The organism is Pseudomonas sp. CCOS 191 (assembly GCF_001007005.1).
Lineage (GTDB): Bacteria > Pseudomonadota > Gammaproteobacteria > Pseudomonadales > Pseudomonadaceae > Aquipseudomonas > Aquipseudomonas soli.
Genome location: NZ_LN847264.1, coordinates 465040 through 477880 on the forward strand (window position 1 = coordinate 465040; position 12841 = coordinate 477880).

At 65.2% G+C, this 12841-nt stretch carries 11 protein-coding genes and 1 pseudogene; 9 read left to right on the top strand and 3 right to left on the bottom strand.

Annotated features, from left to right (window positions below):
- The first annotated feature begins 2 nt into the window (after positions 1-2).
- Positions 3-599: a DUF924 family protein gene (locus tag CCOS191_RS02225; RefSeq protein WP_046853890.1), complete on the top strand. Its 597-nt coding sequence runs from the start codon at positions 3-5 to the stop codon at positions 597-599.
- Positions 600-732: 133 nt separating this feature from the next.
- Here CCOS191_RS02225 and CCOS191_RS28620 read toward each other — a convergent pair whose 3' ends face one another.
- On the bottom strand, positions 733-1563 hold the full coding sequence (locus CCOS191_RS28620; protein WP_371926848.1) for a methyl-accepting chemotaxis protein: 831 nt from the start codon (positions 1561-1563) through the stop codon (positions 733-735).
- Positions 1564-1587: 24 nt separating this feature from the next.
- Positions 1588-2625, bottom strand: a pseudogene (locus CCOS191_RS28625) (cache domain-containing protein); the annotation flags it as partial.
- Between the two features lie 223 nt (positions 2626-2848).
- Between CCOS191_RS28625 and bamE the strand changes: the two are divergent.
- Both bamE and CCOS191_RS02240 read left to right on the top strand, forming a co-directional pair.
- The gene (bamE, locus tag CCOS191_RS02235) at positions 2849-3103 is read left to right on the top strand and encodes an outer membrane protein assembly factor BamE domain-containing protein (RefSeq protein WP_011536093.1); all 255 of its coding nucleotides are present in this window, start codon (positions 2849-2851) and stop codon (positions 3101-3103) included.
- Complete coding sequence (locus tag CCOS191_RS02240) at positions 3100-3672, top strand: lipocalin family protein (RefSeq protein ID WP_023631132.1); 573 nt, start codon at positions 3100-3102, stop codon at positions 3670-3672. Before bamE ends, CCOS191_RS02240 begins: the two co-directional genes overlap by 4 nt.
- Positions 3673-3742: 70 nt before the next feature.
- Here CCOS191_RS02240 and CCOS191_RS02245 read toward each other — a convergent pair whose 3' ends face one another.
- Positions 3743-5107: a formimidoylglutamate deiminase gene (locus CCOS191_RS02245; protein ID WP_046853892.1), complete on the bottom strand. Its 1365-nt coding sequence runs from the start codon at positions 5105-5107 to the stop codon at positions 3743-3745.
- 144 nt (positions 5108-5251) lie between these two features.
- Between CCOS191_RS02245 and hutC the strand changes: the two genes are divergently transcribed.
- From hutC to hutI, 6 genes are all read left to right on the top strand, one after another.
- Positions 5252-5962: a histidine utilization repressor gene (gene hutC / locus CCOS191_RS02250; RefSeq protein WP_167659468.1), complete on the top strand. Its 711-nt coding sequence runs from the start codon at positions 5252-5254 to the stop codon at positions 5960-5962.
- Positions 5959-6531, top strand: a complete 573-nt coding sequence (locus CCOS191_RS02255; RefSeq protein WP_046853894.1) for a HutD/Ves family protein — start codon at positions 5959-5961, stop codon at positions 6529-6531. Before hutC ends, CCOS191_RS02255 begins: the two co-directional genes overlap by 4 nt.
- Positions 6532-6776: 245 nt before the next feature.
- Positions 6777-8450 (top strand): urocanate hydratase, encoded by a 1674-nt coding sequence (gene hutU, locus CCOS191_RS02260; protein ID WP_038706939.1) that lies wholly within the window; start codon positions 6777-6779, stop codon positions 8448-8450.
- 85 nt (positions 8451-8535) lie between these two features.
- On the top strand, positions 8536-10068 hold the full coding sequence (gene hutH / locus CCOS191_RS02265; RefSeq protein ID WP_046853895.1) for a histidine ammonia-lyase: 1533 nt from the start codon (positions 8536-8538) through the stop codon (positions 10066-10068).
- 141 nt (positions 10069-10209) lie between these two features.
- Positions 10210-11613 (top strand): amino acid permease, encoded by a 1404-nt coding sequence (locus CCOS191_RS02270; protein WP_046853896.1) that lies wholly within the window; start codon positions 10210-10212, stop codon positions 11611-11613.
- A gap of 19 nt (positions 11614-11632) precedes the next feature.
- Positions 11633-12838 carry an imidazolonepropionase gene (gene hutI, locus CCOS191_RS02275; RefSeq protein ID WP_046853897.1) on the top strand — a complete coding sequence of 402 codons (1206 nt, stop codon included), beginning with the start codon at positions 11633-11635 and terminating at the stop codon, positions 12836-12838.
- Positions 12839-12841: the final 3 nt, after the last annotated feature.

Here is a 12841-nt window from a genome sequence, read left to right on the forward strand (position 1 = left end):
TCATGCTCGCACCTTGGCAGCCGTTGCTGGAGTGGTGGTTCGGTTGGGGCACGAGTGCCCAGGCCGTGGCTGACGAGAAGAACACGCTGTGGTTCGGCAAGCATCACGACGCCGATGCCCAGGCGCTGTTCGGCGACCTGGTCGAGCAAGCCCTGGCGGGCGGGCTCGACGAGTGGCAGCAGAGCCCCCAGGGCTGGCTCGGTCTGGTGCTGCTGCTGGATCAGCTGCCGCGCATGATCTATCGCGACACGCCGCGTGCCTTCGAGGGTGACCGACGTGCCCAGGTAGTGGCCATGCAGGGGTTGCAGAAGGGCTGGGACTACCAGCTGCTGCCGATCCAGCGGGTATTCGTGCTGCTGGTACTGGAGCACGCCGAGGTGCTGGACTGGCAAAACCTGTGCGTCGAGCGTTACCAGACCTTGCTGGACGAGCAGCCCGAGGCCAACCGCCGGTTGTTCGAAGGCTTCCTCGACTATGCCGAGCAGCACCAGCGGGTGATCGCCCGCTTCGGGCGCTTCCCGCACCGCAACCTGGTGCTGAACCGCCCGAGCACCAGTGAAGAGATGGACTTCCTGCTGGAGCCTGGGTCCAGGTTCTAGTGCCAGTGGGGCTGCTTTGCAGCCCTATCGCTGGCAAGCCAGCTCCCACAGGATAAGCGCTGCCCTCGGATCTGGCGCTATCCCTGTGGGAGCTGGCTTGCCAGCGATGGGCCGCGAAGCGGCCCCAGCCATCTCAGATCCTGAAACTACCCACCAGATGCTTCAACCGCTCGACCTGATGCTCCAGGTCGGTGCAGGCACGCAAGGTGCTCTGCAGGTTCTGCACCCCTTCCTGGTTCAGCGTATTGATCTCGGTGATGTCGACATTGATCGACTCGACCACGGCCGTCTGCTCTTCGGTGGCGGTGGCCACCGACTGGTTCATGCCATCGATCTCGCCGATGCGCTGGGTGACACTGCCCAGGCGTTCGCCGGCCTGGTTGGCGATGCCGACGCTGCGGTCGCTGTGCTGCTGGCTCTGGTTCATGGTGCTCACGGCTACCTGGGCCCCGGCCTGCAGCTCCTCGATCAGGCGCTGCACCTGCTGTGCCGAGTCCTGGGTGCGGTGTGCCAGGTTGCGCACCTCGTCGGCCACCACCGCGAAACCGCGCCCGGCTTCGCCGGCACGGGCTGCCTCGATGGCCGCGTTGAGCGCCAGCAGGTTGGTCTGCTGCGAAATGCCGCTGATCACATCGAGGATCTGACCAATGTTGGCCGTGTGATTATTCAGGGTCTCGATGTTGCCGCTGGCATCGCTGATGCGCGCCGATAGCTGGTTCATCACATCGATGGTCTCGCCGACCACTTGCTGGCCTTCCTCGGCCAGGCCGCGGGCGGCGCTGGAGTGCTGCGAGGCGAGGGCGGCGTTCTGGGCAATTTCCTGGGCGGCGGCGCCGAGCTGGTTGATCGCCGCGGCAACACTGCTGGTGCGGCTGGACTGCTGGTCGGCGTTGTGGATCGAGGCGTTCGAGGCGCTGACCACCTGGCCGGCCACGGCATTCACCTGGCCGGTGGCCGAGGCCACTTCGCGGATCGATTCGTGGATCCGCTCGACGAAGCGGTTGAACGACTGCGCGAGGCTGCCGAACTCGTCCTGGGCGTGGATGGCCAGGCGCCGGGTCAGGTCGCCTTCGCCCTCGGCGATGTCGCGCATGGCGCGGCCCATGACGTGCAGCGGTTCCATCAGCACGCGGATCAGCAAGCCGAGCAGGGCGATGATCACCACCACCGCGATCAGTGTCGCCACCACGGCCGAAGTGCGCAGTTCGCCGAGCATGGCGAAGGCCGCTTCCTGGTCCAGCACCAGCGCCACGTACCAGTCCGCCGACGGCACGCCATCGACGTGGGTGAAGCTGATGAACTGTTTGCGACCCTCGACTTCCACTTCCTTCAGGCCGCTGCCGATGCGCAGGTTGCTGCCAGGGTAGACCTCCGCCAGGGGCTTGAGCGCCAGTTCGCCCTTGGGGTGGATGAGCACCTTGCCCTCGCTGTTGACGATGAAGGCGTGCCCGTGGCCGCCGAAGTCCAGGGTGTTGATCAGGTTGCTGATGGTCTGCAGGTCGGTGTCGACACCGCTGACGCCGATCATGCGCCCGCCCTGTTGCACCGGAGTGGCCAGGGTAATTACCAGCTTGCCGGCCGATACCGAGATGTACGGTTCGGTGACGATGGTCTGGCCCGCTGCGCTGGCCGCCTTGTACCAACCGCGCACGCGCGGGTCGTAGTCGGAGGCGCGGTTGCCCACCGGCACCGACTGCATGCTGCCGTCCTGGCCGCCGAAGTAGGTGAGGATGAAGTTGCTGCCGTACACCGGCAGCGCCAGGATGCGCTCGAGGCTGCTCTTGGCGGGACCGTCGACGGCAATCTGCTGGGCCACCGAGTTCACCAACTGGATGCGGCTGTCGAGCCAGGTGCGGATGTTGCCGGCGGTGAGGTTGCCCAGCGATTGCAGCGTCGACTCGGTGTCGCTACGCAGCGACTGACGCTGTCGGTAGTCATTGAACAGGACGAAGCAAGTGAAGGCGACGGCCACCACCAGGGCGGCGGCCAGCAGGATCTTGTGGCTGAACTTGAGGTTCTTGGTCATTTTTCTTGGAATCTGCGCACGGGCACGAAGGGGAGGGGTGCGGCAAAAGGCCACACCACCGATCTATGTCGACTCACCGGGATAAAACATTAATCGTTTGCGCGCCAGGCGACCAACGGTGCACAACGAAACCTCGTCGGCCAGGGAACCGAGGAGCCTTTTTCCCTTCTAAGCTCCCTGCGGGCCCTCGTGCCTGTGTATCCATCTCCAGGAGTGTCCCTTCATGTCGTTGCGTTCCCTCGCCCTGTTGTCCTTGTGCGTCGTCCTGACCGCTTGCAGCAAGATCAACCAGGAAAACTATTCCAAGCTCAAGGCCGGCATGAACAAGGCCGAGGTCGAGCAGTTGCTCGGCACGCCCAAGGAGTGTTCCGGCGCGCTGGGCATGAGCAGCTGCACCTGGGGTGACGAGAAGAGCTTCATCAGCGTGCAGTACGCGGCGGACAAGGTCCTGATGTATTCCGGGCAGGGCCTCAAATGAGGCACCTGCACCTGCTGCTGGGCGTGTGCCTGGTGATGCTGCTGGGTGGCTGCGCCACCTCGGCCACCGACCCGCTGGCGCCGAAGACCGCAGGTGCGGTCGACCTCAAGCGTTACCAGGGCAAATGGTTCGAGCTGGCGCGCCTGCCAATGAAGTACCAGGACGGTTGCGCCCAGTCCGAGGCCCATTACAACCTCAAGCCCGATGGCACGGTCGGTGTGCTGAACCGTTGCCGTACCCTGGGGGATGAATGGCTGCGTGCCGAGGGCCATGCCACGCCGCAGCAGGCGGGCCACACCGACAAGCTGTGGGTGGAGTTCGACAATTGGTTCACCCGCCTGGTGCCCGGGGTGGCCAAGGGGGACTACTGGATCCTGTTCGTCGACGAGCGCTATCGCACGGCGATCGTCGGCAGCCCGGATCGCAAGTACCTGTGGATTCTTTCGCGTACGCCTTCGTTGCCGGCGTGGGAGCGTGAAAACTTGCTGGCCAAGGCGCGGCAGCAGGGCTTTGATACCAGCCGCCTGATCTGGCGCACGCCCGACAAGAGCATCGTCGCCCGGCATTGAGGACGCCATCGCGGGGCAAACCCGCTCCCCACACGTACCAGTGGGAGCGGGCCCCGCGATGTTTCGACTGTCAGTCCAGCAACTGTCGCAGCACTTGTACAAACGCTGCCGCGCTTTGCTCCTCCTGTTCATGCCGCCCTTGGCGCACCACCCACTGCCCGTTGACCATCACATCGCGCACCTGGCGATCAGAACCCGCGAACAACCAGCGGTTGAGAATGGCATCGCCGTCGGCCACGGCCAGATACGGATCCTGCCCGTCGAGAACCAACCAGTCCGCCCGCCTGCCCACGGCCAGCTCGCCGATCGGCTGCCCCAGCGCCTGGGCACCGCCCAGCAGCGCGGCGTCGTACAAGGTTCGCCCAACCATCGGCTGATCGGCGCGATACAGGCGATTGCGCCGCTGATCACGCAGGCGCTGGCCGTACTCCAGCCAGCGCAGTTCCTCGACCACGCTCAAGGACACATGGCTGTCCGAGCCGATACCCATCCGCCCGCCCTGGGCCAGATAGTCCACCGCCGGGAAGATGCCGTCACCCAAATTCGCCTCTGTGGTCAGGCACAACCCGGCCACCGCGCCACTGCGGGCCATGGCGGCGACTTCGTCGGCTTCGGCGTGGGTGGCGTGGACCAGGCACCAGCGCTGATCGACATCGACATGCTCGTACAGCCATTGCAGCGGGCGGCGGCCGCTCCAGGCCAGGCAGTCATCGACTTCCTTCTGTTGCTCGGCAATGTGGATATGGATCGGGCAGGATTTGTCGCTGGCACCGAGCACATCGGCGATCTGTCCCGGTGTCACGGCACGTAGCGAGTGGAAGCACAGTCCCAGTGCCTGCGCCGGCTGTTGTGTCAGCAATGGTGCTAGCTGCTGTTGCAGTTGCAGGTATTGTTCGGTTGAGTTGATGAAGCGCCGTTGGCCGTCATTGGGCGCCTGGCCGCCGAAGCCGGCATGGCTGTACAGGACCGGCAGCAGAGTCAGGCCGATGCCGCTGGCGGCGGCGGCGGCGCTGATGCGCCGTGACAATTCGGTAGGGTCGGCATAGGCCTGGCCGTTCTGGTCATGGTGCACATAGTGGAACTCGGCCACCGAGGTGTAGCCGGCCTTGAGCATCTCGATATACAGCTGGCGCGCGATCACTTGCAGTTGTTCCGGCGTGATACGGCCGACCAGGCGGTACATCAGCTCGCGCCAGGTCCAGAAGCTGTCGTTGGGATTGCCGGCCACTTCCGCCAGCCCCGCCATGGCCCGCTGGAATGCGTGCGAGTGCAGGTTGGGCATGCCCGGCAGCAGCGGCCCGCCCAGGCGCTCGGCGCCCTCGGCGTCGGCATCGGCCATGATCGCGGCCAGCCGACCATCGGCGGCGACCTCCAGGCGGACATTGCGGGCCCAGCCCGAAGGGAGCAGGGCGCGTTCGGCGAAGTAGGCGGGCATCGGTGAAATCCTGTTATTGTTAACTTGTATATACATATACAGCCGTTTGCCTGCCGGGTAAACTCCGGCAAGCTACCGTTCACTCCAACCGCACAAGGATTCAACGCCGTGCCGACACTTCCTGTCTCCGCGCTGGTTGCCCAGATGGGCGAAGGGCCGGCGCCGCTCTACGCCCGGGTGAAACAGATGATCATCCAGCAGATCGAGAGCGGCAGCTGGCCGCCTCATCACCGGGTGCCATCGGAAAGCGAACTGGTCAGCGAGCTGGGCTTCAGCCGCATGACCATCAACCGTGCCCTGCGCGAACTCACCGCCGAAGGCCTGCTGGTGCGCATGCAGGGCGTCGGCACCTTCGTCGCCGAACCCAAGAGCCGCTCGGCGCTGTTCGAGGTCAACAACATCGCCGACGAGATCGCTGGGCGTGGCCACCAGCATAGCTGCCAGGTGATCAAGCTCGCCGAGGAAGCCGCCGGCTCCGAGCGCGCCCTGGCCTTGGACATGCGCGAAGGCCAGCGGGTCTTCCACTCGCTGATCGTGCATTACGAAAATGGCGTGCCGGTGCAGATCGAGGACCGCTACGTCAACGCCGCCATTGCACCGGATTACCTCAAGCAGGATTTCACCCGGCAGACGCCCTACGCCTACCTGTCGCAGGTGGCGCCGCTCACTGAAGGCGAGCACGTGGTCGAGGCGATCCTTGCCGAACCTGAAGAATGCAAGCTGCTGCAGATCGAGCGGGGCGAGCCGTGCCTGTTGATCCGCCGTCGCACCTGGTCGGGACGCCAGCCGGTCACCGCTGCGCGCCTGATCCACCCCGGTTCCCGTCACCGTCTGGAAGGACGATTCAGCAAATGACCCAGTTGCAGCTGTTGCGTGCCCAGGATTATCCGCGCATGCCCTGGAAAAACGGTGGCGGTTTCACCGAAGAAATCACCCGCGACGCAGGCGACAGCCTGGACGGTTTCGGCTGGCGCCTGTCGATCGCCGATATCGAGGAGTCCGGTGGTTTTTCCAGCTTCGCCGGGTATCAGCGGATCATTACCGTGTTGCAGGGCGATGGCATGCGCCTGCTGGTCGATGGCCAGGCCAGCCGGCCGTTGCTGCCGTTCGACGCCTTCGCCTTCAGTGGTGAAAGCCAGGTGAGCTGCAAGCTGCTGGGCGGGGCGATTCGCGATTTCAACCTGATCTATGCGCCGCAGCGGTATCGGGCACGGTTGCAGTGGTTCGATGGCAGTAGCCGGCTGTTCAGCTCGGCGTCGACGGTGCTGCTGTTCGCCGCCAGCACCCATGTCGAGGTGGGGCTGGCTGGGGAGGACGCGCAGCAGCTTGGGCGCTATGACTGCCTGCGTGTCGATGGCAATGAAGGGTTGCTGGAAATGGATGTACAGGGGCGATTCTGCCTGATCGAGCTGATTTCACACTGATCTGTCATCGCTGAAAGGGGCTGCTGCGCGCCCCATCGCTGGCAAGCCAGCTCCCACATGGGCCAAGTGAACCCAGTGGGAGCTGGCTTGCCAGCGATGGGTCGCGTAGCGGCCCCTTTTTCGTTTTTCATCCGAGGAATGGTCACTCTTTTTTGGTTGCCTATGCTTGTACATACAAGTAAAGGTGTGTTTGTATAGTCACCACGACACACACATGCCGTCGGACGACCGCAGAGGACATCCCCGTGACTGACAACAACAAGTACCGTGACGTAGAAATCCGTGCCCCGCGTGGCAACAAGCTGACCGCCAAGAGCTGGCTCACCGAAGCTCCGCTGCGCATGCTGATGAACAACCTCGACCCGCAGGTCGCCGAAAACCCGAAAGAGCTGGTGGTGTACGGCGGCATTGGCCGCGCCGCGCGCAACTGGGAGTGCTACGACAAGATCGTCGAGACCCTGACCCGCCTGGAAGACGACGAAACCCTGCTGGTGCAGTCGGGCAAGCCGGTCGGCGTGTTCAAGACCCACAGCAACGCCCCGCGCGTGCTGATCGCCAACTCCAACCTGGTACCGCACTGGGCCAACTGGGAACACTTCAACGAACTGGATGCCAAGGGTCTGGCCATGTACGGCCAGATGACCGCCGGCAGCTGGATCTACATCGGCAGCCAGGGCATCGTCCAGGGCACCTATGAAACCTTCGTCGAGGCCGGCCGCCAGCACTACAACGGCAGCCTCAAGGGCAAGTGGGTACTGACCGCGGGCCTGGGCGGCATGGGCGGCGCCCAGCCACTGGCGGCAACACTTGCCGGCGCCTGCTCGCTGAACATCGAGTGCCAGCAGAGCCGCATCGACTTCCGCCTCGAGACCCGCTACGTCGACGAGCAGGCCACTGACCTGGACGACGCCCTGGCGCGCATCGCCAAGTACACCGCCGAAGGCAAGGCCATCTCCATCGCCCTGCACGGCAACGCCGCCGAAATCCTGCCAGAGCTGGTCAAGCGTGGCGTGCGCCCGGACATGGTCACCGACCAGACCAGCGCCCACGACCCGCTCAACGGCTACCTGCCGGCTGGCTGGACCTGGGAGCAGTACCGCGACCGTGCTGTGACCGACCCGGCAGGTGTGGTCAAGGCCGCCAAACAGTCGATGGCCGTACATGTACAAGCCATGCTCGACTTCCAGAAGCAGGGCATCCCGACCTTCGACTACGGCAACAACATCCGGCAGATGGCCAAGGAAGAGGGCGTGGCCAACGCCTTCGACTTCCCGGGCTTCGTCCCGGCGTACATCCGCCCGCTGTTCTGCCGCGGCGTCGGCCCATTCCGCTGGGCCGCGCTGTCCGGCGATGCCGAAGACATCTACAAGACCGACGCCAAGGTCAAGGAACTGATCCCCGACGACGCTCACCTGCACCGCTGGCTGGACATGGCCCGCGAGCGCATCAGCTTCCAGGGCCTGCCGGCGCGTATCTGCTGGGTCGGCCTGGGCCTGCGCGCCAAGCTGGGCCTGGCGTTCAACGAAATGGTGCGCAGCGGCGAGCTGTCGGCACCCGTCGTCATCGGCCGTGACCACCTGGACTCGGGCTCGGTATCCAGCCCCAACCGCGAAACCGAAGCCATGCGCGACGGCTCCGACGCGGTCTCCGACTGGCCGCTGCTCAATGCCCTGCTCAACACCGCAGGCGGCGCCACCTGGGTTTCGCTGCACCACGGCGGTGGCGTGGGCATGGGCTTCTCCCAGCATTCGGGCATGGTCATCGTCTGCGACGGTACCGATGAGGCCGCCGAGCGTATCGCCCGCGTACTGACCAACGACCCGGGCACCGGCGTGATGCGCCACGCCGACGCCGGCTACCAGATCGCCATCGACTGCGCCAAGGAGCAGGGCCTGGACCTGCCGATGATCACCGGCTGATCGCCGCGCTTTGGATCGCACCCTTCACGGGTGATACTGAACAACAAGAAGGGGGCCATGGCCCCCATGCGATTGGAGTAGCGAAGTGACCGAATTGACCCTCAAGCCCGGCACCCTGACCCTGGCCCAGCTGCGCGCCATCCACGCCGCGCCCGTGCGCCTGCAGCTCGATGCCAGCGCCGCGCCCGCCATCGACGCCAGCGTCGCCTGCGTCGAGCAGATCATCGCCGAAGACCGCACCGCCTACGGCATCAACACCGGTTTCGGCCTGCTGGCCTCGACCCGCATCGCCAGCCACGACCTGGAAAACCTGCAGCGCTCGCTGGTGCTGTCCCACGCCGCCGGTATCGGCGCGCCGCTGGACGACGACCTGGTGCGGCTGATCATGGTGCTCAAGATCAACAGCCTCAGCCGTGGCTTCTCCGGCATCCGCCGCAAAGTCATCGATGCGCTGATCGGCCTGGTCAACGCCGAAGTCTATCCGCACATCCCGCTCAAAGGTTCGGTCGGCGCCTCCGGCGACCTCGCGCCGCTGGCGCACATGTCGCTGGTGCTGCTGGGCGAAGGCAAGGCCCGTTACAAGGGCCAATGGTTGCCTGCCACCGAAGCCCTGGCCGTCGCCGGCCTGGAGCCACTGACCCTGGCCGCGAAAGAGGGCCTGGCCCTGCTCAACGGCACCCAGGCCTCCACCGCCTATGCCCTGCGTGGCCTGTTCCAGGCCGAAGACCTGTACGCCGCGGCCATCGCCTGTGGCGGCCTGAGCGTCGAGGCGGCGCTGGGTTCGCGCTCGCCGTTCGATGCGCGCATCCATGAAGTGCGCGGCCAGCGTGGCCAGATCGACACCGCTGCCTGCTTCCGCGACCTGCTGGGCGACTCCAGCGAAGTCTCGCTGTCGCACAAGAACTGCGACAAGGTCCAGGACCCGTACTCCCTGCGCTGCCAGCCGCAAGTCATGGGCGCCTGCCTGACCCAGATCCGCCAGGCCGCCGAAGTGCTGGGTATCGAAGCCAACGCCGTGTCGGACAACCCGCTGGTGTTCGCCGCCGAGGGCGACGTGATCTCCGGTGGCAACTTCCACGCAGAACCCGTGGCCATGGCTGCCGACAACCTGGCCCTGGCCATCGCCGAGATCGGCTCGCTGAGCGAGCGCCGCATCTCGCTGATGATGGACAAGCACATGTCCCAGCTGCCACCGTTCCTGGTGGAAAACGGTGGTGTGAACTCCGGCTTCATGATCGCCCAGGTCACCGCTGCCGCCCTGGCCAGCGAGAACAAGGCGCTGTCGCACCCGCACAGCGTCGACAGCCTGCCGACTTCGGCCAACCAGGAAGACCATGTGTCGATGGCCCCGGCCGCCGGCAAGCGTCTGTGGGAAATGGCCGAGAACACCCGTGGCGTGCTGGCCATCGAATGGCTGGGTGCCTGCCAGGGCCTGGACCTGCGCAAGGGCCTGAAGACCTCGGTCAAGCTGGAACAGGCGCGCCAGGCGCTGCGTCGCGAAGTGCCGCACTATGACCGCGACCGTTTCTTCTCGCCGGATATCGAGGCGGCTGCCGCGTTGCTGGCCAAAGGCACGCTGACCGGGCTGCTGCCGGTGGGCGTCCTGCCAAGCCTGTAACGCCCTCGGGGGCCGCTTTGCGGCCCATCGCCGGCAAGCCGGCTCCCACAACTGCTTGTGTGGGAACCGGCTTGCCGGCGATTGGGCTGCGCAGCAGACCCCATCCCGATATCACGACCAGAACAACAATAAGGACGTGACATGCAACAAGCTCAAGGTCTCAAGCGCGGGCTATCGGCCCGGCACATCCGTTTCATGGCGCTCGGTTCGGCAATCGGTACCGGGCTTTTCTACGGTTCGGCCTCGGCCATCCAGATGGCCGGCCCGGCCGTGCTGCTGGCCTACCTGATCGGCGGCGCCGCAGTATTCATGGTCATGCGCGCCCTCGGCGAAATGGCCGTGCACAATCCGGTGTCCGGCTCTTTCGGTCACTACGCCAGCACCTACCTCGGCCCCATGGCCGGCTTCATCCTCGGCTGGACCTACGCCTTCGAGATGGTCATCGTCGCCATCGCCGACGTCACGGCCTTCGGGATCTACATGGGCTTCTGGTTCCCCGAAGTGGCACGCTGGATCTGGGTACTCGGTATCGTCTTCCTGATCGGTGGCCTGAACCTGTGCAACGTACGGGTGTTCGGCGAGATGGAGTTCTGGCTGTCGCTGCTCAAGGTCGGCGCCATCGTCGCGATGATCCTCGCAGGTCTCGGCATCATGGCCTTCGGCTTCAGCCAGGTGGGCAGCGGGCATGCGGTCGGGGTGAGCAACCTGTTCGAACATGGTGGCTTCATGCCCAATGGCGTCAGTGGCCTGATCGCCTCGTTCGCGGTGGTGATGTTCGCCTTTGGCGGCATCGAGATCATCGGCGTCACCGCAGGTGAGGCGAAAGACCCGCAACGCGTGATCCCGAAAGCGATCAACGCCGTGCCGCTGCGCATCCTGCTGTTCTACGTGCTGACCCTGTTTGTGCTGATGTGCCTGTACCCCTGGCCGCAGATCGGCAGCCAGGGCAGCCCGTTCGTGCAGATCTTCAGCAACCTGGGGATTGGCTCGGCGGCGGCGGTGCTTAACATCGTGGTGATTTCGGCAGCCATTTCCGCGATCAACAGCGACATCTTCGGCGCTGGCCGGATGATGTACGGCCTGTCCCAGCACGGCCAGGCGCCGCGTGGCTTTGGCAAGCTGTCCAGGCACGGCGTGCCGTGGATGACCGTGGTGGTGATGGGCGCGGCGCTGCTGGTCGGCGTGCTGCTCAACTACCTGATCCCGGAGAACGTGTTCCTGCTGATCGCGTCGATCGCTACCTTCGCTACCGTATGGGTGTGGCTGATGATCCTGGTCACCCAGGTAGCCATGCGTCGCAGCATGAGCCGCGAACAAGTCGCCCAGCTCAAGTTCCCCGTACCGTTCTGGCCCTATGGCCCGGCGATGGCCATTGCGTTCATGTTGTTCATCTTCGGTGTGCTGGGTTACTTCCCGGATACCCAGGCGGCATTGATCGTCGGCGTTATCTGGGTCGTGTTCCTGGTGGCTTCCTACCTGCTGTGGTGCAAGCCGCGCGCAGGCGATGGCGAGCCGGTTCGCGAGCCTGCCGAGCTGCACCGCTGAGTCTTAAAAGGAGATCCTGATGAGAACCCTCTGGCAGCACTGCCATGCGGCAACCATGGCCGAGGGCCGCTACTCGATCATCGAGGATGCGGCGATCGTCACCAGTGCAGGCCTGATCGAATGGATCGGCCCGCGTGACGAGGTGCCGCCAGTGGCGGCCGATCGCATCGTCGACCTCGGCGGTGCCTGGGTTACCCCGGGGTTGATCGACTGCCACACCCACGCGGTGTTCGGCGGCAACCGCAGCGGCGAGTTCGAGCAGCGCCTGCAAGGCGTCAGCTATGCCGAGATCGCGGCCCAGGGCGGCGGCATCGCCAGCACCGTGCGGGCTACCCGTGCCGCCAGCGAGGACGAGCTGTTGGCCAGTGCCCGTCAGCGCGTCCAGGCGCTGATGCGCGACGGCGTGACCACGATCGAGATCAAGTCCGGCTACGGCCTGGACCTCGAGAGCGAGCGCAAGATGTTGCGTGTCGCCCGGCGCCTGGGCGAGGAACTGCCCGTGACCGTGCGCAGCACCTGCCTGGCGGCCCATGCCATGCCGCCGGAATTTGCGGGGCGGGCTGACGACTACATCGCCCATATCTGCAACGTCATGCTCCCGGCATTGGCTGCCGAGGGCCTGGTGGACGCGGTGGATGCCTTCTGCGAGCACCTGGCCTTTTCCCCGGCCCAGGTCGAGCGGGTATTCATCAAGGCTCGTGAGTTGGGACTGCCGGTGAAACTGCACGCCGAGCAACTGTCGTCGCTGCACGGTTCGAGCCTGGCGGCGCGTTACCACGCACTGTCGGCCGATCACCTGGAGTTCATGACCGAAGAGGACGCCATCGCCATGGCCGAGGCCGGCACGGTGGCGGTGCTGCTGCCGGGGGCGTTCTACTTCCTGCGCGAAACCCAGTTGCCGCCGATGGATGCCTTGCGTCGGCATGGGGTGAAGATCGCCCTGGCCAGCGACCTCAACCCCGGCACTTCGCCGGGGCTGTCGCTGCGCCTGATGCTGAACATGGGTTGCACCTGTTTCCGCATGACCCCGGAGGAGGCTTTGGCCGGTGTCACCGTGCACGCCGCCACGGCGCTGGGCCTGGGCGATAGCCATGGCTCGCTGGAAGAGGGCAAGGTCGCGGACTTCATTGCCTGGCAGATCGAACGCCCCGCCGACCTCAGCTACTGGCTCGGCGGCGACCTGCCCAAGCGCGTGGTGCGCCTGGGCCATGAGATATCCAATTGAGCG